The organism is Pectobacterium jejuense, from assembly GCF_026800125.1.
Lineage (GTDB): Bacteria > Pseudomonadota > Gammaproteobacteria > Enterobacterales > Enterobacteriaceae > Pectobacterium > Pectobacterium jejuense.
In genome coordinates this window covers 83,942-108,592 of sequence record NZ_JAPQKX010000011.1, presented here as the reverse complement: position 1 = coordinate 108,592, position 24,651 = coordinate 83,942, and the positions used below count along the sequence as shown (strand labels likewise).

Here is a 24,651-nt window from a genome sequence, read left to right as displayed (position 1 = left end):
AAAGTTGGATTTTTAGTTAAGCCACACCTATAAATATCAAGAATTGGGTGAATATCATCCGATAACCTAATCCCCGCAGAAGAGGGATTCACAGCAATATTGTTAATCATATTTGACAACTACTGCTTTTTGTTTCTGAACCAGGTCAGCTTTAGCGCCCCCCTCTTTTTGTGTTGGTGGTGCATATCCCCATACGTCTCCCGTTCCGGTCCCGATCCGCCGTGAGAGGTATTAAGACAATGGTTGCAGATAAGCAAGAGGCTATTTCATGTCAGATATGAATGTTATTGCGGGAAATGCAAATATCCTGTCGCGTCATAGTGGTCAGTTCATCAACACCGTTCCTCAGGGAGCGACGAATGTCGAATTGCTGGAAAGCAGCACCGTCAGAATCTATGGCACACCCGACGTGGTGTCCCGCTATGAGCGTGTTGGCAACGATCTTATCTTGCACATGAAAGACGGTACCACCGTCCGCTATGAAAGCTTCTTTACTCTGGATGCCGCCGGTTATCACAGCGAGCTGGTTTTTGACGATGGCACCCGACTCATCCATGCACAGTTCTCCGGCGCGGCAGCGGCAGAAGGAGCGGCACTCGCGGCGGAAGCCGTTGCCCTTACGCCAGAATATACCGCGCTGGGCGATATGACGTCATTGCTGATTGGTAGCACAACCACCAGTACGTTATCTGCAACCACGCTGGGCAGCGTTCTGGGTGCGGTCGCCGTCGGCGGAGCCGCTGTCGCTGGGGTCGCCGTCGCTGTCTCGTCATCAAGCAATGACAACAATTCCACACCGCCACCGCAAGAACCCTTAACCGTCGATGCCTTTGCCGGAAATAACGGGCTGAACCGTACGGAAATCGGCCAGCCTCATGTTCTCAGCGGGAAAACAACCGGCGTCAATGCGGGACAAACCGTCACTATCACGCTGAACGGCGTGGTTTATACCACCACCATTGCAGCCGACGGCAGTTGGCGCTTTACGCTGCCAGCAGATGCGTTTACCGGGCTGCAAGACGGCGTTTACGCATTAAAAGTGAGCGTACCGGGTGCAAACGGCGTCATCCATGAGAAAACAATCGATCTCACCATTGATACCCTGCCACCGCATTTAACCGTTGATAAATTTACGGGCGATAACTACCTCACCGTCGGAGAGCTGGCAAACGGCCAGATCCTCAACGGAACCGGTGAAGTCGGCCAGAACGTCAGCATCACGCTGAATGGAAAAACGTATACCACGACCATTAATGCTGCCGGTACCTGGACCCTGACCGTACCTGCCGCAGATCTTCGCGCCCTGAGCGAAGGTGAGCACGCTATGTCGTTCACGATTAGCGATAGCGCCGGCAATACCACCGTGGTCAACCGCACCATTATTGTCGATACCACGCCGCCAGAGCTGTCCCTGTCGCCGTTTACCGGCAATAACCTGATCACCGCTGATGAACTGCAATCCTCACAATTTGTCTCCGGTACCGCTTCTCTGTCGGACGTTGGTCAGACCGTGACGGTGACACTCAACGGCATCACCTATACCACCACCGTAGAGAGCGACGGCGCCTGGAGCGTGTTCATTCCTTCCGGTGATATTCAGGCGCTGACTAACGGCACCTATAATCTGGTGGCGTCATTAACGGATAAAGCAGGTAACACCACCACGCTGCCGCCACAAACCATCACGGTGGACACCAACGCCGAGGCGGTCAACATCAGCATCATCTCATTTGATAATCGCCTGAATGCCGTAGAAGCTGGGCAGCCGCTAACGATTGATGGCACAACGGCCAACGTTGCCGCAGGCCAAACCGTCACCGTGACATTGAACGGGAAACCCTACACCACCACAACGGGAGCAGACGGCAAATGGTCTTTGGACATCCCCAGCGCAGACCTGCTTTTGCTATCAGACGGCAGCAATACCCTGACTGCCAGCGTACAGGGAATCAGTGGTGATACCGTCACCGTCGACCGCACGCTGGACGTTCACATCAACACGCTCCCTTCCATTACGCTGACACCGCCTTTCGCCGACGGCGTATTAAACGGAGCCGAAGCCGCGCAGGATCAGGTCATACGTGGGGAAACCGGGATTAGCGGCAGGGGCCAAACTGTCAGCCTGACGATCGGTGGGAATTACGTGACCGGAACGGTGGATGCCAACGGGAACTGGACGGTCACGATCCCTAAAGATGTGCTGCAAAGCCTGCCCTCGGACAACACCAGCGTGCTGGAGATCGTCGTCCGCGATATCGCAGGTAATGAAACCATCGTCACGCAAAATATCACCGTGGATACGACACCGCCGACGCTCACCGTCTCCGCGATTGCTCAGGACGATATCCTCAATGGTGCAGAACTGGCCGTTAATCAGGTGGTCAGCGGGACAGCATCGCTCAGCGAAGCCGGTCGCACGGTCACCGTTACGCTGAATGCCAAACCCTACACCACTACCGTCGGCAGCGACGGAAACTGGAGCGTCACGCTGCCAACGGCCGATCTGGTCGCTATCGCAGACGGTAGCCAGAACCTGACCATTACGCTGACCGATGCCGCAGGCAACACCACAACGGTTACCCGTCCGCTGACCATTGACAGCGGTGCGACCACCGCGCCAACCATTACCATCAATAATTTCGCGGACGATAACGTTATTGATGGCGCAGAAGCAAAAGTCAGCCAGCAGTTAAGCGGGACCACCACCAACGTTGAAGCGGGACAGGTTGTCACCATCAGCCTGAATGGGAAAACCTATCTTGCCACCGTGCAATCCGGCGGTGTCTGGAACATCAACGTTTCAACCGCAGATATCGCCCTGCTGGCGGATGGCGCCCACAGCATTAGCGTTAACGTGAGTAACAAAGCGGGCAACACCGCGAGCGGAAGCCAGAATATCAGCGTCGATAAGTCTGGCGACAGCATCGCCATCAACATTGTCGCCAGCGATAACCTGCTAAGCCGGGCAGAATCCCTGCAACCGCTGGCGATTAGTGGAAATACCGCCAATGTCCCAGCAGGACAGGCGGTGACCGTAACGCTGAACGGGAATAATTACACCACCACCGTTGCCGCAGACGGCAGTTGGACACTGCAAATCCCCAGTGCCGACCTCCAGCTTCTGTCAGACGGCAATGCCACCATCACCGCCAGCGTGAATGTGACGGGAAGCGCTGCCATAACGGACACTCACACGCTCGGCGTTCACATTCATACCCTGCCGCAACCGACGATTGATACCCCGTTCGGCAACGGTTCACTGAACGGCGCAGAGGCGCTGGTTAGCCAGACGATTACTGGTCACACCGGCATCAGCGGTGCCGGGCAGACGGTCATCTTGTCCCTCGGCGGGAAATCTTATACGGGAACGGTTGATACGGCAGGTAACTGGAAAGTCACCGTCCCTGCGGCCGATCTCCAGCAGTTACCAGAAGGCAACAATACCCTGTTGGTGACCGCACAGGATGCCGCAGGCAATCAGGCGGGTAAAACGTTTGTCAGCCCTACCGACTTTACGGCCCCGACCCTGACTATCGGCACCCTTGCAGGCGATGACACCATCAATCTGGTCGAATCGCAGAGTAACCAGACCGTCAACGGCACCGCCTCAATCAGCGAAGCGGGTCGTACTGTCGTTATCACTTTCGATGGGCAATTCTATACTGGCGTTGTCGGCACCGATGGCAACTGGAGTATCAATTTACCCACAGCGGCCCTGCGCGGCATGGCCGATGGCAGCTACACACTGTCTGCCTCGCTAAGCGATGTCGCCGGGAATACCGTCAGCGTCGAGAAGTCCATTACGCTCAGTGCGGATCCTGCATTCCAGCCAACGATTTTTGTTAACGCCTTCGTTGATGAGAATAACGTCATCAACGCAGCCGATCTCAGGGTCAGCCAGTGGCTAACAGGCACCAGTTCGAATGTCGAAACCGGCCAGATCGCGACCCTTCTCCTTAACAAAAAATTCTACTTCGCCACCATCCAGAACGATGGCAGTTGGGGCGTGGAAATCCCCGCTGAACATATGGCTGAACTTAGCGAGGGAACGGTATCTATTTCTGCACAAGTCACGGATCTGGCGGGTAACGAGGGCAGTCATGAAACCTGGTCCTCTATCGATACGAGTAATGACAGTATATCCATCAGTATTGTCGCGATTGATAACCAGATCAATCGCCTGGAAGCGTCACAGCCGCTGACCATTTCAGGTTCGACGGTTAACGTTACTCCAGGAGAAAGCGTTACTGTCACGCTTAATGGCAAGACCTATATTGGTACGATTGCCGCAAACGGGAGCTGGAGCGTCACAATCGAGAGCAGCGATATGCTCGCCTTGCCGGATGGCACAGCGACTATTACCGCCAGCGTCGCCAACCCCGGTGATATCCCTGTCACCGCTAGCCGCAATATTGATATCCATATTAACAACCTGCCACAGCCAACGATTGACCAACCTTTCGGCGACGGCATACTCAACATCATCGAATCATCCAGCGGGCAGAACCTGACAGGGAAAACAGGGATTGCCGGAGGGGGCCAAAGCGTCATCATCACGCTGAACGGCAAAGCCTATACGGCAACCGTAGATAATCAGGGGAACTGGAGTGCCACGCTTCCCGCCGCCGACCTGCAACTTCTGCCAACCGGCGTACAGACCATTCGCGTAGAAGCGATAGATACCGCAGGCAACAGCATACAGAGCATTCGCGATATTACCGTCGATATGGATCGCCCTCTTCTGACGCTAAAACCGCTGACCAACGATGGCATCATCAACGCAGCCGAAAGCCTGAACGATCAAGTGATCTCCGGTAACGCGCTACAGTCAGAAGCCGGACGCACCGTCCTTGTCACGGTCAACAATAAAAATTATCAGGCACAAATTCAGGCTGATGGTAGCTGGAGTACCACCATTCCTGCCGCTGACCTTCAGGCTCTGGCTGACGGCAATTACACCGTGACAGCAACATTGACCAGCGCATCAGGCAACAGCGCCACCAGCACGGGGGCATTAACGCTGGATGCCAATCCGGCTAATTTGCCTCTGCTCACCGTCAACGCCATCGCGCTCAATAACATCATCGACGGGGGCGAAATCAACGTCGCGCAAATCATCAGCGGCGGCAGCCTGAATGTCGAAGCGGGACAGCACGTTACCGTGACGCTCGGCGACAACACCTATACCGCAACGGTTGACAGCAGCGGCCAATGGCGCGTCAGCGTACCGTCTGTCGATCTCCTTCATCTGGCACAAGGCGCGCATACCGTCACGATTGGCGTCAACGACGTCAGCGGTAACCCTGCAACGATTAGCCAGACCATTACGGTGAACACCTCCCTGAGCGGTATCGCTATCGATACCGTCGCGGGCGATGACAAACTGAATCAAACCGAAGCCGCGCAAGATCTCACCGTCAACGGCAGCAGCCAGAACGTGGCAGCAGGCACCGCCGTCACGATTATGCTGAACGGGAAAAGCTACGCTGGCGTCGTACAACCGAACGGCACCTGGAGTATCACCGTAGCGGCAGCAGATGTCAGCACGCTGGCCGACGGCACCTCAACCCTGACTGTCACAACGGTAGACAGTACGGGGAATGTGTTAAGCGGCAGCCGTACGATCGAGGTATTTACGCACAGTAGCCCGACGCTGACGCTGAACACACCGTTCAGCGACGGCATACTCAATGCCGCAGAAGCAGGCGTGTCTCAGACGCTCAGCGGCACAACCGGTATCGCCTCACCAGGGCAAACCGTCACCGCCACACTCGGCGGCGTGACGTACACAGGGATCGTAGATACGGCAGGTAACTGGACGATCTCTCTGCCTGCGAATAGCCTGCAAAATCTGCCGAATGGCACCACCGCATTGCAGGTGAGCGTCAGCGACGCAGCCGGAAACAGCAGCACCTTAACCAGTAACGTTACCGTGGCGCGTACACCGCCTACGTTGACGACGGGCAACATTGCTACCGACAACATTCTGAATAGCACTGAGGTGCAAAGCAGTCAGTTGTTCACCGGCACCGCCTCACCGTCCAGCGCGGGGCAAACGGTCACCACCACGCTGAACGGCAAAACCTACAGCGGTACCATCGGCAGTGACGGCACCTGGAGCATTACCATTCCATCAGCCGATCTGAGCAACCTGTCCGATGGCAATTACAGCATCGTGACTCGTCTGACCGATGCCGCAGGCAATACCACGACTACAACGCAAACCATTGTCGTCGATGCCAGCCCGCTTAACGCGCCAGTCGTCACGATTGGTACTTTTGCTGGCAACAACATCATTGACGGGGCGGAAGTTCGGGTCAGCCAGGTGCTCAGCGGCACCAGTAAAAACGTTGAGCAAGGCCAGACGGTGACGATTAGCTTCAATGGCAAGGCGTATACCACACAGGTTCTGTCGAACGGGAACTGGAGCACCACGATTTCGGATACCGACATGGCACTGTTGGTTAACGGCAGCCAGACGATTACCGTCAGCGTGAGCGATGTCGCCGGCAATACCGCAACATCCAGCAGTGCCGTCACGGTGAATACTAACGCGAGTGGGCTGTCTATTGCGCCAATCACCGGGGATAATCAGCTAAACGTGCTGGAAGCGGCAAACGGCATTACGATTAACGGCGGTGCCGTCAACGTCGCGGCGGGCACGGATGTCAACGTCATACTCAACGGGAAAACCTATACCGTACAAGTGCAGCCAGACGGGACCTGGAGCGCCACTATTCAACCAAGCGATCTGCAAGTGCTGGGGGATGGCGTCATCACGGTTAACGTCACGGCGGTCGATCAGGCGGGTAATGCCCTGTCGGGGACGCAGCAGTTGGGCATCAGCATCCACAATCCACCGGTAGCATCGCTGCATATGCCATTCAGCAACGGTTACCTGAATCTCAGCGACGCACAGGCTGGACAGACACTCTACGGCACCACGGGCCTGCGCGGAGCTGGGCAAACCGTCAGCGTCACCATCGGCAGCACAGTCTACTCCGGCACGGTTGACAGCAACGGCAACTGGAGCCTGCAACTGTCACCGAGCGTGTTGAACGCGCTGGCAGACGGTATACAAAATATTTCCGTTACCGTCAGCGATGCGGCAGGCAATACCTCTACCGTTCAGGGCAGCGCTTTCGTTGACTTGACCCCGCCGGTGCTGACCATCAATCCGATTGGCGTTGACGATATCATCAACATCGCGGAAAGCCTGCTGCCGCTGGAGATCAGCGGAACATCGCCCATTAACGACAGCGGCCGCCCTATCATTGTTAACGTCACCATCAACGGGCAGATCTATCAGGGGCTGGCGCAGGCCGATGGCACCTGGAGCGTCACCGTGCCTGCCGGCGACCTGCAAAATATGCCGAACGGCATCACGGCAATCACCGCCAGCTTGACCGATGCTGCTGGCAACATCGGCACGGTAAGCCATTCGATTACACTGGATACCGACCCGGCTAAAGCACCGACTCTGACGATAGCCACGCTGTCGACCGATGATTACCTCAATCTGGCCGAATCTGGCCAGCCGTTGACCATCAGCGGTAGCAGTCAGAATGTGGAACAGGGCCGGCAAGTTACCATCACACTCAATAATCAAGATTACTTCGCCACTGTGGGTGCGAATGGCAGTTGGAGCGTAGATGTTCCTGCAACGGATGTCGGCAACATCCCTGACGGTAAACAAACCGTGAGTGCTAGCGTAACGGACGTGAGCGGCAACCCCGGTTCAGCAACGCATAGCATTACCGTCATCACCGATGCGGGTAACCTGCCAGCCATCACCATCGTCACCCTATCGGGTAACGATATCGTCAGCGCGCAGGATACGCAGTCTGACCTGCTCATCTCTGGTTCAACGACGAATGTTCAGGTGGGACAGCGCGTCACGGTGACGCTGAATAACAAAACGTATCTGGCGACCGTTGGCGCTGACGGAAGCTGGAGCACGACCGTTCCCGCTAGCGATGTACAAAATCTGCCGCAGGGCAATCAGGATGTTACCGCGACGGTCAACGACATCGCACAGAACTCGGCTACGGCCACCCATCCGTTCACAGTCGATACCGTCCCACCGCTGCTATCCATCGACATGTTGGTTGACACCAGCGACATCGGTTTGGCGGACGCGCTAGCCGGACTACCGCTGAGCGGCAAGGCCGAAGCGAACCTTCTGGTCACGATCAAAGTCGGTACGGCAATCTATAACGTGGTCTCTGATAGTAACGGCGTCTGGCAAATCAACGTTGCGGCAAGCGACCTGCTGGCATTGGGTGACGGCGTGAAAACGCTGGAGGCCAGCGTGACTGACGGTGCAGGAAATGCCAGCGCCGCCAGCATTAATATCACGTTAAAAACGCAGTCGCTCCCGACGCTGACGCTGGATTCGCTCTATGACAATAACGTCCTGACTATCGCGGAGCTGGCGACGGCAACGACGATTGGCGGCAGTTACACCAACCTGCCCGTCGGGACAGTGATTCAGGTCACGATAGGGACTTACACCACGACGGGCGTGACGCTCGCGGGCGGTCTGTGGAGCGCTACGATTCCGGCCAATGCGCTGAGCATTCTGGCAGATGGCAACATGCAGGTCAGCGCAACGGTCACGGACAGCGCAGGCAATACCGGCAGTGCGAGCGGCACATTGGATGTCGTCATCCACACCAATTTCGCCATCAGCATCGCCACCCCGTTTGTCGACGGCGTGCTCAATCAGACAGAAAGCACAGTGGATCAACTGCTAACGGGGACAACGGGATTCATCGATCCAAACCAGAGCGTGTCGGTTTCGGTAACCAACGGTACGATCACCTCCACCTACAGCGCTACAGTGGCAGCAAACGGTCAGTGGAGTGTGATGCTGCCCGCTGCCGATCTCGCTGCACTTGGTGATGGTACACACACCATCAATGTGACCGTCACGGACCATGCAGGCAATACCGGTTCAGGCAGCGGATCCTTCACCAGCGTGATAGTGGGTGTTCCCGTCGCCTCGCTGGATACCCCGTTCGGTGATGGCAAATTGAGTCTGGCCGATGCACAGCCGGGCGCGACGCTATCCGGGCAAACGGGGCTCACCAGCAACGTGGGGCAAACGGTGTCGGTCAGCATTAACGGCACAAGTCTCCCTGCTACGGTAAATGCCGACGGCAGTTGGTCGTTATCGTTGGGTCGTCAGGCGCTGATCGACCTGCCGGATGGTACGGTAAATTTCACCGTCATCGTGACCGACACCGCGGGCAACACCAGCACCACAGCAGCCACGGCGAATGTGCTGACCACCACCCTGCCCGTGGCAACGCTGGACCTGCCGTTTGGCGACGGCATCCTGAACGCCACTGAAATTCAGGCCATCCAGACATTGACCGGTAAAACCGGTATTACCAGCGCGGGTCAGGAAGTCATCGTGACGGTGACCAATAAAACCACGCTGGTCGACACCACCTTTACCGCCACCGCAGACGGCTTAGGCGGCTGGTCCAGAGCGCTGAGCCCTGCCGATTTGGCGATCTTCACCGAAGGCAACTACAGCATTAGCGTCAAGGTCACTGACTGGGTCGGCAATACCAACACCAGCGCCTCGCTCGACGTGAGTTCGGCGCAGACGCTGCCAGCGCCGATTATCGACGTGGTGCCGTTCGGTATCGATAATATTCTGAGCGGTGCCGAAGCCGCATCCGCACTGACCTTCTCTGGCCGCACGCAGATTGGCGGCAACGGGCAAAGCGTTAAACTGGAGATCGACCTCAACGGCATTCGCTACACCGCAACGGTAGATGGTCTCGGCAATTGGTCCGTTACGCTGCCTCCTAACGCGCTGAACTCGCTGAGCGACGGTCAGCATACCATCACCGTCACCGCCGTCGATGCGGCCGGCAACGTAGGGTCCGCGCCGATCGTCTTTAACAGCGATCTCACGCCACCGACCATCACGCTGAATACGCCGTTTGACGATGGCTACATGAGCATTGCGGAAGCCGCTACGCTGGCGGGCAGGACGCTAAGCGGTACCGCGGGCGATGCGGTAAACGTGAGCGTCACGTTTGGCGGACAACCGCTTGTCGTACAGCTTAGCGGGGGAGTCTGGACCGCAACGCTCACCCCAATCCAGCTTTCTCTGCTTGCTGACGGGACGCAAAATATCAGCATCACGGCCACGGACAGCCTCGGTAACAGCAGCACGTTGAATTCTCAGGCCTACCTCGCGATTCAGGCCTCACCAACCATCACGATTTCAACCTTCGCCGGTCTGGACGGTCTTACCTATGCGGAAAGCCGGGCAACGCAGGCCGTCAGTGGGACATCGACCGGACTAGAGGTCGGCCAGAACGTGACCGTCAGACTGAATGGTCTGGACTACCAAACCAAAATTCTCAACGGTGGCTTATGGAGCGTTGACCTCCCTTCTTCTGCATTCCAGGCATTGTCCAACACGACCTATTCGCTTTCCGTCAGTGCGCAGGACCGGGCCGGGAACCCAACGCCAGCATCCAGCGTTAACTTTGCTGTTGACCTGACGCAAACTCAGCCCATCATGACCATTAACCCCATCTCGACCGACAACATCATCAATGCCGTCGAGATCAATGGCAGCGTCACGATCTCTGGGCGATCTATCGGGCCTACGTCATCACTGACTGCTGTGAATCTTCAAATCGGTTCGTCGACATATACGCCTGTCACCGACACCAACGGTAACTGGAGCATTACCATTCCAGCCCTGCCAGCCTTTGCCGGTCAGGGGGCGATTAGCGTAACGGCGTCATCAAATGACGCGACCCTGACCACAAGCGTCATCGTGGATACCGTCGCGCCCGATTTGAATATTGTCTCCCTGGCTACGAACAATGTGCTCAACGCGGCTGAAATGAGCACGGCGCAGGCGATTACCGGTACTGCCTCCGTCTCAGAGGCGGGACAAATTGTCACCATCGTCCTGAACGGTAAAACCTACAGCGCTCAGGTTTCGGCCCTCGGCACCTGGAGCGTCAATGTGCCAGCTGCAGATCTGGCACAGTTGGCCGACGGCAGCTACGTCATCACCGCGACGCTGGCCGATAAAGGTGGCAATACCACAACGGATACGCAGGTCATTACCGTTGATACCGATACCCCGTTGCTCAGCGTCACGCTGTTCGATGACAACATTCTGACGCTGGCTGAAGCCGTCGCGGGCGCAGCGATTACCGGCAGAGGCGAAGTCGGTGCCACCGTCACCTTAACCGCCGGGCCGCTGACGGGTACCACAACCGTCGGCCTCGACGGCAACTGGAGTCTTCCAATCTTGTCCGCCAATCTGCAAAATCTGATTGACGGGCCGCAGGTCATCGGCGTGACGCTGACCGATACGGCGGGTAATTCCGCACACCTTGATGTCACGCTGGACGTTGCGCTGAACAAAACGCTCGGCGCAGGCATTACCGATATCTTCGGTAACGATGGCATCCTCAATATGGCCGAATCACTGGTGACGCAGGTCATCAGCGGTAACGCGACCGGCAACTATCTGGGCGCCAAAGTCGTGATTAAAGGACTCGGTGCCGATTTGGAAGGCACCGTTGGAGCCAACGGGGCCTGGAGTATTTCGATACCTGCCGATCGATTCAGTCTGCTGAGCAACGGACTGTTGCAAGTGAGTGTGGATATTGTCGATTCACACGGCAACGTGAAGAATCAGTTAGTCAACATTGACGTGTTGAAATCCCTGCCAGTCATTGATTCTGTTGTGGCCTTCACGGATGGCGCGCTGAATGCCGCAGATGCCGCGACCAGCCAGATTATCAGCGGTATCGTCAGCAATGTGAATATCGCTGCTGGCGCAACGGTCGCCGTGACGTTGGGCACTAAAATTTACACTGGGATTACGGTCGGTGCAGGCGGTGCCTGGAGCCTGTCCGTTCCAGCTCTCGATCTGCAAGCCTTGCAGGATGGTACGCTGGCGCTGGGCGTCGCGGTCACCGATCACGCAGGCAATACCGCCAGCCAGATAGTGAACGTCCCGACGGTCATCAAGAACTTGCCGAGCATTACGCTAAATCCGGCCTTTGGCGATAGCCTGCTGAATCTGGGCGACCTGCTGGTCAACCAAACTCTCAGCGGCACGGCTACCGGTCTGGCAGGCAGAACCATTACGCTGAGCATTGCGGGTTCACAGACAGTCACCGCAACTGTTGGTCTGGATGGCAAATGGAGTGCCGCGGTTACTCCAAGCATACTGGGTATTCTGCAAGGGCTGGGCAGCGGTGATTTCACCGTGACCGCGACCGCAACAGACAGCGTGGGCAATAGCGCCAGCGGCAATGCTGGCATCAAGTTCGATTTCGCCCAGCCGGTGATTACGCTGAACCCGGTATTTGGCGGCGATGGTTTCCTCAACGCGGCAGAAGCGCTGGCGGCACAAACGATCAGTGGTGTGGTCACCAATGCCAGCGCCGGATCGCAGGTTGCGGTTACCCTTGGCGGTAAAACTTTCCTGTCTACGGTCGGGGCGGGTGGCGCGTTTAGCCTGACACTACAGCCGTCCGATCTCAGCACGCTGCTTGATGGCAACACCACGCTGAATGTGTCGATCACGAATACCTCTGGCAATATCGGCACGGTCAATAACGCCATCAATATTATTGCCAAAACGCTGCCGACGATTAGTCTTGGCTCACTGTTTGGCGGAGATGGTTTCCTCAATGCCGCAGAAGCCGCATTGACGCAGACGATTAGTGGCACCACCACTAATGCCGTCGCAGGATCGGCGGTTGTGATTCGCATCGGCACCCTGACGCTAAACGCGACCGTCGGCAATGACGGCACCTGGAGCACCAGCGTCACGCCGCTGCAACTGTCCGGCCTGGCGAACGGCAACCTCACCGTCAGTGCCACGGTAACCGACCCGGCAGGCAACAGCACGGGTATCAGCACGGGCCTCAACATCGCCATATTGCCGCCGACGATTACCCTTAACCCGTTGTTCAACAACGGAGTCCTGGATCTCCCGAGCCTGTTAAGCACCCAGCTCATCGGCGGGACCACGACCAATGTGCCAGCCGGCACCGCGATCAACGTCACGCTGGGCAGTAAAACCTACACGGCAACGGTTGGTGCAAACGGCGGTTGGAGCCTGCCGGTTCCTAGCCTCGACCTGAAAGCCCTTGCGGATGGCGTAACTAACGTCAGCGTTCGTTTGGTCGATGCAGCAGGTAACGTCGGCACGCAAACCGGTACCGTCAGCGTGGCGATTAACGGTCAACCGACGCTGACCATCAATCCGCTCTTTGGCGGTGACGGCCTGCTCAATGCTGTCGAGGCAGCGGCAGGTCAGGTCATCAGCGGAACCAGTACCAATGCGATAGGTTCCACGATCCAGATCTCGCTGGGTACCAAGACCTACTCTGCCGTGGTGCAAAGCAACGGTAGCTGGTCCGTCAGCCTGCCGTCACTCGATCTCAACGGTCTGACTGACGGCACGCTTTCCCTCAACGCCTCTCTGACCAACGCGGCAGGAAAAAGTACCAGCGCGGGGGCATCCATCGGCGTGGGCGTTCACACGCTGCCAACGGTCAGCCTCGGCTCCCTGTTTGGCGGGGACGGTTACCTGAATCTGGCCGAAGCGGGCATAAACCAGATCATCAGCGGGACCACAACCAACGCGGCGGGCGGTAGCGTCACGCTGACCGTGGGCGGACTCGTGCTCAACGCCGCGGTTGCCAGCAACGGCACCTGGAGCATCAGCGTACCGAGCGCTAACCTGCTCAACATCGCCGATGGCAATTTGTCCGTCGGCGTCAAAGTCACTGACCGCTATGGCAACACCAACAACACTAGCAGCAATGTGATCGTGAAAACGCACCAGTTGCCGCAATTGGGCATTGATGCGGTGGGGTCGCTAATTGGCAACACCGTTGGCCTGCTGGCAAACGGCGTCACCGTCAGCGGGACATCACGCTACGTGCAGCAGGGTGCCAAAGTGACCGTCACGCTGCTCGGCCAGACGCTACAGGGTACCGTCGGTGCTGATGGCAAGTGGAGCGCGCATTTCACCAGTTCACTACTGGGGATCAACGTCCTGAACGTTGGCGCGATTTTGACGGCGCTGCTGGGAACGGCGGTTGAAGCCTCCGTCACCGATCAGGCAGGTAACTTCACCGGCGTATCCGCCGGATTAACCTCCGGTATCACCCTCGGGTTACCGCTGATGAGCATGATGGCACTGGACGTTGACGATAGCAGCCTCGCGCAGGTGGCATCGCTGTCCAGCGAACCGCTCGATACCGGGGAAAATGCCGAGGTACAACCCCTTAATGTCAGCTCGAAAGTGGCGGCAGCTGCGCTCAGCGAGACGCACACCATCGACAATAGCGCCAGCACCGACGTGGAAGACAGCGTTTATGCCATCGGTGGCGTCGTTATCAATCTGGCCGACGGCAGTGTGCAAACGGGCGAGGATGTCGAAGGGGGTGAAGGCGACGATCTCATTACGCTCTCAACGCTCGATTTTACCCAGATCGATGGCGGCAACGGCATTGATACGCTGGTTCTGGATGGCACCGAGCTCAACCTGGATCTCACCGAGCTGGGGCTGAAAATCGACAACGTGGAGATTTTCGATTTAGGCCAAAACGGCACCAACAGCATCACGCTGGATCTCGACCGCGCTCTGAATGTCACCGACCGACCAGAAGATGACTTACTGATCGTCGGGGGCGAAGGCAATCAGGTGAACCTGATCCCGGGCGAAGGGGCGTGGAGTACGGTAGGACAGCGCGATATTGATGGCCAACGTTTCGACGTCTACCACCATTCATCGTTGGATAACGCCAACAATCTGGGAGATGTACTGGTGCAGCAAGGCCTGCTCGTCAATATGGTGTAACGGCAGTCCCCTTATGATGAGGTTTTACTGTTACCCGGCGTAAAAATTATGCAGCGGTGGGCATGAGCACCGAGTGAGCGGCATGGACGCCGCGAAAGTCAGTGCCGCGTAGGACAAAAACGTCAGAGACGTTTTTGAACAGCACTTGTGCTGGCCCGAAGGGCGAGCCCCATTTATGGGGCGAGTAAACGCGTCACTGGCGGCTCGAATCGTGCTCATGAACACCGATGACACCGCAAAGCGGCATAATTTCCGCCAAAAGCCTGGGGTCTCGGGGCGAGCGGCGTTTGAGCCGTCCCGAGTCGGGCGCGTGCTACGAGGTAGCATAAAAATAGCGCCATTATCGCGCACGAAACAACCTCAACGGCAGCATGGAAATATGACGAAGAGGGAGAGAGGAAGGGGTATTAACGCATTTTGCCAGCGCGCCCTCTCCCTCCTTTAAAGGAACTAAAACAAAGAGTGATGAAAACAGGGGTCATTGATGCACAAACCATTTTTTATCAGGGGCATGTTTTTTCAACGCAATCGCGCTTTTTTGACGCGCACATTACGCCATCACACACCGCGCGGTGTGCTGACGGTCGGGCTGGCGATCGGACTGGCCTGCGGTAGTCTTCCTTTCTTCTATAGCTCGCCGACGTTCGCTCAGGCCGTCGCGTTTGACTGGTCCGCCGCACCGACAGAGCAGCAGGTCGATAGCCTGGACCTCAAACAAGCCATTCTTCGCGCGTTCGCGCGCAATCCGCAAATCGCACAGGCCTCGGCACAAATTCGCGTCGGCGAAGCCGATCTGCGCGTGGCACAAAGCGCCTGGTTCCCGCAAATCGGCCTGAGCGGTAATGTCGGTCGGTCAGATCAAAGTGATACCGGCGGCACGATGAGCAACAATTCTACGGCGGGTCTTACGCTAAAACAGCTCCTGTACGATTTCGGTAAGACAGGCGGCAGCATTGATGAGCAGCACAGCCTGTCAGATGCTTATCGCTATCAGCTCTACGGCACCATGACCACGGTCGGTCAGCAAACCTTGCTCACCTACCTGAAAGTCAAACGCTATCAGGAACTGAGTCTGGCGGCCGAGCGCAATATCACGTCGCTCAGTGTGGTAAAAGACACCGCGACGCTCCGCGCCGAGGCTGGTCTCAGTACCCAATCCGATATCCTGCAAGCGGAAACCCGCATCGCGGGTATGAGGGCGACGCTGGAGCAATACCGTGCGCTGGAACGTTCCTCGCTGGCGCAGCTCAGCGTGTTGACCGGCGTTCTCCCTACCGCCCTGCCCGATCTGCCACGCGCGCTGCTGCAACAAAAGATTACGCTCAAGGCACTCCCGTACCAGCAGAGTAATGCGGTGCTGAGCGCGCAATCCAAGCAAGAGGCCTCACGCCACCGGATTCGTCAGGCAGAAGCGCAACACTTTCCCACCATTGCCGTGCAGGCAGGTCGCACCCGCTATGAAACCGACAGGCGTAATTACTGGGACGATCAGCTACAGCTGGTGGTAGAAGCCCCGCTTTATCAGGGCGGTGCCGTCAGCGCACGCGTTGATGCCGCGTCAGGCACGCGCGAAGCGGCGCAGGCCGAAGTTGAAGCGGCAAAGCTGGATATGAACCAGAAGGCCTCAACGGCCTATGCCGATCTCATCGGTGCGCAGCAGCGTGAAAAAGCCAGCCAGCAGCAAATCACCAGCGCGACCTACACCCGCAATGTTTATCAGGATGAGTACAAGCTCAGCAAACGCAGCCTGAACGATCTGCTCAGCGTGGAACAAGACGTGTTGCAGGCCGAAACCTCACGCATCGGCGCGTTATACGACGGCTGGGAGGCGACGGTTAACTACGCCGCGGCCGTCGATAATCTGCTGGATATGCTGGGTATTGAGCGTCATCAAGCCACTGGCGAGACGTTACCGTCGCTGTAAGCCGGCTCCTGCCGGATAAGAACATGCAGGAATATCAATGACACACGTTACCCAAACTGAAGTCTGGATTGCCGCGATGGCTCGCGCCGCCGCTCACTATGGACAGGTGGTGGATACGCAGTCGGTTCGCCAGCAGATGCGCTGGTACGAACAGCAGCCGATTGCCCGCCAGTTAGAACAAATCAGCCACCTGATGGGGTTGAGCATCAGCCTGCGCCACACGGAGAAACTCCGCTGGCGCAACAAGATCCTACCGGTACTAGCGGAGACCGATGACGGCGGCGTGATCGTCATCGAATCATTGAATGACGAAGGCATCGCCACCTACTGGCTGAATGACGGCGGCGATCTTCAGCGCGAAGCCGAACTGACGGAACTCATCAAACACAGCCAGGGGATTATCGTACTGGTCGGCATCGCGGAACGTGGCCGCGATACCCGCATTGATGATTTCGTCAAACCGTACCGCAAGCACTGGTTCTGGCAACACTTTCGCGGCGCAAAACGACAGATCGGGGAAATCTCTCTGGCCTCTATCGTGGGTAACGTTCTGGCGCTGGCGGGGATTCTGTTCTCCATGCAGGTGTATGACCGCGTGATTCCGGCGCAGTCGATTCCCACGCTGTGGGTGCTATTTTTCGGCGTGCTGCTGGCTGCAGCATTGGAGTACGCCATCCGTTTGTCGCGCACCATCGTCTCCGATCTGATGGGAAAAAGCATCGATCTTAACGTGTCGGGTATGCTATTTGCCCGCGCACTGGCGATAAAAAATGAGGCTCGGCCGAAATCCACCGGCTCGTTTATTTCGCAGCTGCGGGAAATCGATCAGGTGCGTGAACTGCTGACGTCCACAACCGTCGGGGCGGCCGCTGACATGCCGTTCGTCTTGCTGTTTCTCGGCATCATGGCGATGATCGGCGGCCCGCTAGTGTTCATTCCCATGCTGGCGATCCCGCTGATTGTGATCCCCGGCCTGCTGCTGCAATGGCCGATGGCGAAGCTCGCCAAAGAAGGGATGCGTGAAAGCGCATTGCGCAATGCGGTGCTGGTCGAATCCATCGAAGGGATCGAAGATATTAAAGCGTTGCAGGCCGAACCCTACTTTCAGCGCCAGTGGGAGCAAACACACGAAGTCAGCGCCGCCATCGGGATGAAGCAGCGCGTGTGGGGGGCACGGCTCAGCGGCTGGGCATCGACCGTTCAACAGCTTACCTACGCAGGCATGCTGGTCTTCGGTTGCTATCTGGTGATGGCAGGTGATATCACCACCGGTACGCTTGTGGCCTGTAGCCTGCTTTCCTCCCGCACCATCGCCCCACTCATGCAGCTAACAATGGTGTTCTCCCGCTGGCAACATGCGAAAACCGCCATGACCGGGCTGGATGACATCCTGCAAAAACCGCTGGATCGGCCGGAAGACGGCAAAATGGCGCACTGCCCGATCCTTCAGGGGCACTTCCAGCTGCACAACGTGCAATACAGCTACGACCCCGAAAAGGGCGATACCGCCTTGCAGGTCGGTAAGCTGGAAATCAAACCGGGCGAAAAAGTGGCACTGCTGGGTAAGGTCGGCGCGGGGAAATCCACGCTGCTCAAGCTGCTTGCCAATCAGGCAACCGCGACGCGCGGCAAGGTCATTATTGACGGCGTTGATATCAGCCAGATCGATCCGGCCGATGTCCGCCGCCAACTGGGTTTTCTATCACAGGAATCGCGCCTGTTCTTCGGCAGCCTGCGGCAAAACCTGATGCTAGGTAACCCGCATGCTACCGAGCAGGAACTGTTGCAGGCGCTGCGCATTAGCGGTGCGCTCAGCCTGATCCAACAGGATGCTTCCAGCTTGGATCGCATCATTCATGAAGGCGGGCGCGGTTTATCTGGCGGACAGCGACAGATGATTCTGCTCAGCAGGATGCTGTTGCGCAATCCCCAGATCGTGCTGCTAGATGAACCCACCGCGTCGATGGATGAACAGCTGGAAAGCCACGTTATTCAGCAATTAAGCAGTTGGCTCACGGGCCGCACATTGGTGCTGGTGACACACCGCCCGGCGCTGCTCAAGCTGGTTGATCGCGTGGTTGTCATGGACGGCGGGCGCATCGTGGCAGATGGCCCGCGCGATCAGATCCTGAAAGCGGTCAGCAAACCGACAGATACCGCACAGAGCGTGGCGTAAGGGGAAATACAATGAGTAGCATCACTATCCATGATGACCTGAAACGCCAGGGACGACGCGTCTCCGTCATTATCTGGCTCAGCCTGCTGGGGCTGATCGCGTTTTGTATCTGGGCCCAATTCGCCGTGCTGGATGAGGTTTCCGTCGGGAGCGGCAAAGTCACGCCGTCGACCCGCGCGCAGGTGATTGAAAGCCTCGATGGCGGGATCATCGGCCAGCTGTATGTGCAACAGGGTAACGTCGTCGAGAAAGGTCAGGTGCTGGCGCAGTTGGACATCAACCGCTTCCAGTCCGTCTACGGCGAAGCCTTCTCCCGCGTGCAGACGCTGCGGGCCTCCGCCGAACGCCTGCACGCCGAGCTCAGCGGTGCACCGCTAAAATTTAGCGAAGAAACCATGAAGGAACCGGCGCTGGCCGCACGCGAACGCCAGCTTTATGAATCACGCTTGCGCAATCGCGATGAAACGGTCGCCAACCTGCAACAGTCTATGCGGCTGGTGGAACAAGAGCTGCGGATGACGGAACCGCTGGTGCAGCGCGGTGCCGCCAGCGCCGTCGAGGTGATTCGATTACGCAGGCAGATTAGCGAAATCCGCGGCAAAATTGACGAAGCCAACAACCAATATGCCGTGCGGGCGCGGGAAGAACAGGTCAAAAACAACGCCGATCTGGAAGCGCAGATGGAAGTGGTCAGTGGGAAAGCCGACCAGCTCAAGCGCGCCACCATCACGTCACCCGTACGTGGAATTGTGAAAGACATTCAGGTAACGACCGTGGGCGGCGTGCTGCAACCGGGCGGTAAGCTGATGGAAATCGTACCGCTGGAAGATCAGTTGCTAATCGAAACGCGCATCAATCCGCGCGATATTGCCTATATCCGGCCGGGTTTGCCCGCCACGGTAAAAATCACCGCCTATGATTCTTCCATCTACGGCAATTTAACGGGCGAAGTCGAAAGCGTGTCGCCGGATACCCTTCAGGACGAAGTCAGGCGCGATCAGTTTTATTATCGGGTCTATGTGCGCACCACGCAGGCGGAGCTGACCAACAAAGCTGGGGAAAAATTCCCCATCGTGCCCGGTATGGTCGCCAGCGTTGAGATAAAAACCGGTCAGAAAAGCGTGATGGACTATCTGATTAAGCCGCTGAACAAGGTCAATGAAGCGCTGCGTGAGCGTTAAACTCGCCCCCGGAACAACGAGTGGAAGTGACAAACAGCAGCGCCGCACGGTTCCCCGCGCGGCGCTGTTATGACAGAACGATGTCTTAACCGCGTTATTTCTTAACGTTGACGTTCTTGATTTGCCATGTACTGTCGCTCGTCAGTTTGACGTTCTTCATGGTGACTTCTATCGGCTTTTTCGCGTTCTCGCCGTTCAGTACCACTACGCCTTTGGTTTGGGACGTAATATCTTTAAACGTAATGTCGCTCCAGTCAGGAACATTACTTCCCTCTTTTTTCTCATATACCGTATCAATCACAATCGGTTTCGCCACATTTTTCATGACGACATTACTATACCGAACGCCAGTGACCACCCCAGCAGCCGACTTGTCACTCTTAATACGTAAGCCATTCGTGGTGCCATTCATGTTCAGGTCATCGACGGTGACATTGTAAACCCCCATCGTTTCGCTGCCGATCGACATACCGTGGCCTGTTCCGAATTCGTTATGCAAAATGGAAATATTGCGCGTCTCGGCACGGCCTTTATAGGCTTTGATCGCCACGTTATCGTCACCCGTCGAAATATTGCTGTGGGCAATAGTGATATTTTTTGACGACATCGGATCGATACCATCGGTGTTTCTGGCGGTGGAAGGTGTTTTGATCGTGGTTTTCCACGCGGTGAAACCATCACCATCGCTGAACACGACGTGGAAGTTCGGGGAATTAATGAGAGAGATATTATACAGCGTGAAATTCTTGCTCTTATTAATCTGAATCAGCCGGGGAGTATTCTGCTTTAACTTTTTCACTTTGGCATCGGCGGCCAAATCCCACCAGCTCACCTTTTTATCTTGAAGCTTCACGCCGCCTTGCCCATCAATAGTGCCCGGCCCATAGATTCCGCTACCTGTCGTACTCGTAGCAGTAATAAACGCATCACAGCCTTTACCGTTTTTATCAACGACGCCGCAGGATGATGGCGCGTTCTCAAAAGACTTGGCGTTATTCACAGCACGTAAGGTCACCCCTTTGTCGATTAATAAGCTCACGCCAGAAGGCAGAGAAAGCGGACCGCTCAGAAAGACGGACGAACTCCCTGTGCTCAGCCTTACCGCTTTTCCTTGTCCGCAATTATTCAGAGCCTTTTGAATCGTACTTGTGGCCGTACTGCTGTCCGCTTTAAGCACCGTACAGGAAGACGGTGCTTTCGGTTCACTCACCGTTCGTGAGTCAGAAGCAAACGCCGATGCGCTGAACAGACCTAATAGCCCCAATGATAGTGATAAAACTCGCTTGCCTGATTGGTATTCCATGTCAAACCTTACCTTATAGATATCCGCAATTTTATTGTGACTAAAAAGGAATGACGCATTTTCTTTATTTAATTAAGAAAAATGAAACACCTTTATAGAAACTAAAAATTGTCGCACATGAATATGTAGATTAATAAAAGTCCATTTACATAAAACTTTGCTGATGTTTATCAAGAAAAGCATTCAGTTTTACGCGTGGTTAAATTATCACCAGAAAATTAAATGGCACATCAACGAAACGTAGAAACAAATCGAATCCCGTCACGTACAGCAGTAGGCGAGTGATAAGATTTTCACCTCGCCACACCCTTCACTTTTCTTATTCTTAATAAGAACCTTCCGAATGTTTATTAATTTCTAGAAAATAATTAAATGAAATATAATAAACTACAAATAAAATTAAATATAAAATAATAACAGACTAAATTAAATAACCTGATTAATCTCAACAATTTCTTCGAATTATTATTCATTTCATATTCTCTGCTATATAATCCTTTTCGATGCGCAAGGACTCCCTCTTTATTTGGAATAAATAAAGAGAAAAAATATCCGTTTAATTTACAAGGAAAAACACATGTTTAAGTATTTAACACCGATATTTTTATGCACCGCTGCTATTTCTTTTCAGGCTCAGGCTGATGACACCATGTTGATGCTGCTGAAAAAAGACAATGCCACCTATTTAAGCTGGTCTACCGATGCAGGCAATGTTGTTCGCCAGGATGTGTATCGCAGCACCAGTAGTGCTCAGGCAGGCAGCGAAAAAATCGCAGAGCTCAATTCCAGCGACAGAACCTTTACCGATTTAACCGCCAATCCACAGTCAGACTATTGGTATTGGGTGGATACCGTTAGCGGTAATAATAGCGTTCTGAAATCTAATGCCGCCTCAACGGCACCTGCGCCATTACGTGCAGCGCCGCTTAAAGCAGCCAGTCCAGAATGTAAAGCGGGAGCGGTAATTAAAGATAAAACCGTCGACTGCGGTGGTATTACTCTGGGTCTGAGCTGTAAAGGCGACAGTGATAAACAGCCTCCGGTTATCACGCTGGAAAATGCCACCATTAAGAACCTGCGCATCTCTGAAAAAGGCGGTTCTGACGGTATCCACTGTAAGTCAGGCAACTGCCGTATTGAAAACGTGATCTGGGAAGACGTTTGTGAAGATGCAGCAACCAACCTGGGTAAAACCATGACCATCGTCGGCGGTGTTGCACATAACACCACCAATGGCCCTGGTGGCAAGCCGGACAAAGTGCTGCAACAGAATTCCAAGAACAGTCACACTATCGTACAGGGCAACTTCACCCTGACTGGCCAACACGGCAAACTGTGGCGTTCTTGTGGTGACTGCACCAACAACGGTGGCCCACGTAACCTCACCATCATCAGCGCAACTGTTAACGGCACCATCGACAGCATCGCTGGCGTAAACCGTAACTTTGGTGATGTCGCTGAAATCCGTGATTTGCGTATTAAAAACTACAAAGCAGGTAAACCTAAAATCTGTGAAGAGTTTACTGGTGTAGAAAAAGGCAAAGGCACACCAACAAAACATGACGAGCAGTGGGATACCAAGAACTGCAAAGTCAGCCGTTCAAACGTTAAAGCTCTGTAATTCTGCCAGCAGAATTCACATATAAATTAATACCCCCTCTGGGGTCCTGACGCATCAGTCACTTGCAGACCGTGCTTATTCAAGCACGGTCTGTTTCATTTCATCACCCTTGCTGCAATTCGGTAAACAGCGTGCGTTTCAACGCCAGCTCGACGCCGCGCAGCTCCGCCAGCCCTTTCAACCGCCCAATTGCTGAGTAGCCGGGGTTGGTTTTCTTTTTCAGATCGTCCAGCATCTGATGCCCGTGATCTGGCCGCATCGGGATCGGACGGCGATCGCCCGCCTTCTGACGCCGTAGTTCTTCCGCCAGAATGGCTTTGATAATCGCCACCATGTCCACATCCCCCTGCAAATGCGCCCCTTCATGGAACGAGTTGGGATTGTCTTCCCGACAGGTGGCACGCAGATGGGTGAAATGCACGCGATCGCCGAACGTTTCCAGCATCGTCACCAGATCGTTATCGGCACGCACGCCGTACGATCCTGTGCAGAAGGTAAAGCCGTTATGAAGGCTATCGACCGTCTGTTTCAGCCAGCGCATGTCGTCAATCGTGGACATCACGCGCGGCAGCCCAAGGATCGGGCGCGGCGGATCGTCCGGGTGAATAGCAAGGCGAAGGCCGGCGGCTTCAGCAACGGGCACAATCTCGCGGAGGAAATACCCAAGGTGCTCGCGCAGTTTCGCATGGTCGATACCATCATATTCCGCCAGACGGCTACGGAATTGCTCCAGCGTATAGCCCTCTTCAGAGCCCGGCAGCCCGGCGATAATGTTGCCCGTCAGGCGCGCGATATCTTCTTCACTCATCGCACGGAAGTAGCCGGCAGCCTGTGCCTGTTCATCCGCCGTATAATCTTTTTCAGCACCGTGACGCTTCAGGATATGCAGTTCAAAGGCGGCAAAGGCAATGTGATCGAAACGCAGCGCCTTTGCGCCATCCGGCAGGACATATTCCAGATCGGTTCGCGTCCAGTCCAGTACAGGCATGAAGTTATAACACACCGTATCAATGCCGCACTGCGCCAGGTTACGCAGCGATTGCTGGTAATTGGCAATATGCTGCTGATAATTCCCCGTCTGGGTTTTGATCTCTTCATGAACCGGTACGCTTTCCACCACCGACCACACTAGCCCTTTCGCCTTCAATTCGGCTTTGCGCTTTTCAATCTCTTCAACCGACCAGATTTCGCCATTGGGGATGTGGTGCAACGCCGTCACCACGCCGGTCGCTCCAGCCTGCCGAACATCATCCAGTGAGACAGGATCGTTCGGGCCGTACCAACGCCAGGTTTGTTCCATACCGAGTTACCCTTTTATTTTCGTCAAGATAGTGAGTTGTCGTCGAGAATAGGAAAAGCCTACCTCACCGGGACAGGCTGTCAAACGAAACTCACGAATTGATTGACCAATTACACAAAAAATTCGCATTTTGGACTGACATAATGCGTATACGGGCTGAAATCATGCGAGAGAAAGTCAGAAATCGATTATTTGGTCTGATATCTTTTCTCTCCGTACGCCGATGCGCTGCCGGAAAGAAAAGTTACACGGGAAAGGAAACGCAGGAGGA

Annotated in this window: 7 protein-coding genes; 5 read left to right on the top strand and 2 right to left on the bottom strand. The window is 55.6% G+C overall.

Annotated elements, in window-relative coordinates; translation table 11 throughout:
- Positions 1-268: 268 nt before the first annotated feature.
- From NXT09_RS18780 to NXT09_RS18765, 4 genes are all read left to right on the top strand, one after another.
- Positions 269-14,875, top strand: a complete 14,607-nt coding sequence (locus NXT09_RS18780; protein WP_268580850.1) for an Ig-like domain-containing protein — start codon at positions 269-271, stop codon at positions 14,873-14,875.
- Between the two features lie 484 nt (positions 14,876-15,359).
- A complete protein-coding gene (locus tag NXT09_RS18775; RefSeq protein ID WP_268580849.1) occupies positions 15,360-16,799 on the top strand; it encodes a TolC family outer membrane protein in 1,440 nt (479 codons plus the stop codon).
- A 37-nt stretch (positions 16,800-16,836) separates the two neighbouring features.
- Entirely contained in the window at positions 16,837-18,975 is a 2,139-nt protein-coding gene (locus NXT09_RS18770; protein WP_268580848.1) for a type I secretion system permease/ATPase, read from the top strand.
- Positions 18,976-18,986: 11 nt separating this feature from the next.
- On the top strand, positions 18,987-20,156 hold the full coding sequence (locus NXT09_RS18765) for an HlyD family type I secretion periplasmic adaptor subunit (RefSeq protein WP_268580847.1): 1,170 nt from the start codon (positions 18,987-18,989) through the stop codon (positions 20,154-20,156).
- Between the two features lie 94 nt (positions 20,157-20,250).
- On the opposite strand, the gene NXT09_RS18760 is transcribed toward NXT09_RS18765, so the two are convergent.
- Positions 20,251-21,459 carry a glycoside hydrolase family 28 protein gene (locus NXT09_RS18760; RefSeq protein ID WP_205552868.1) on the bottom strand — a complete coding sequence of 403 codons (1,209 nt, stop codon included), beginning with the start codon at positions 21,457-21,459 and terminating at the stop codon, positions 20,251-20,253.
- A gap of 577 nt (positions 21,460-22,036) precedes the next feature.
- Between NXT09_RS18760 and pelI the strand changes: the two genes are divergently transcribed.
- Positions 22,037-23,080: a pectate lyase PelI gene (pelI, locus tag NXT09_RS18755; protein ID WP_268580846.1), complete on the top strand. Its 1,044-nt coding sequence runs from the start codon at positions 22,037-22,039 to the stop codon at positions 23,078-23,080.
- Positions 23,081-23,183: 103 nt separating this feature from the next.
- Here the strand turns inward: pelI and uxuA are convergent, their stop codons facing one another.
- The gene (gene uxuA, locus NXT09_RS18750; RefSeq protein ID WP_268580845.1) at positions 23,184-24,380 is read right to left on the bottom strand and encodes a mannonate dehydratase; all 1,197 of its coding nucleotides are present in this window, start codon (positions 24,378-24,380) and stop codon (positions 23,184-23,186) included.
- Positions 24,381-24,651 lie beyond the last annotated feature (271 nt).

Bases quoted from the DNA above. Each gene is read 5' to 3' on its own strand.
- NXT09_RS18780 (WP_268580850.1), top strand. From the start codon at position 269: ATGTCAGATATGAATGTTATTGCGGGAAATGCAAATATCCTGTCGCGT.
- uxuA (WP_268580845.1), bottom strand. From the start codon at position 24,380: ATGGAACAAACCTGGCGTTGGTACGGCCCGAACGATCCTGTCTCACTG.
- NXT09_RS18760 (WP_205552868.1), bottom strand. From the start codon at position 21,459: ATGGAATACCAATCAGGCAAGCGAGTTTTATCACTATCATTGGGGCTA.
- NXT09_RS18775 (WP_268580849.1), top strand. From the start codon at position 15,360: ATGCACAAACCATTTTTTATCAGGGGCATGTTTTTTCAACGCAATCGC.
- NXT09_RS18770 (WP_268580848.1), top strand. From the start codon at position 16,837: ATGACACACGTTACCCAAACTGAAGTCTGGATTGCCGCGATGGCTCGC.
- pelI (WP_268580846.1), top strand. From the start codon at position 22,037: ATGTTTAAGTATTTAACACCGATATTTTTATGCACCGCTGCTATTTCT.
- NXT09_RS18765 (WP_268580847.1), top strand. From the start codon at position 18,987: ATGAGTAGCATCACTATCCATGATGACCTGAAACGCCAGGGACGACGC.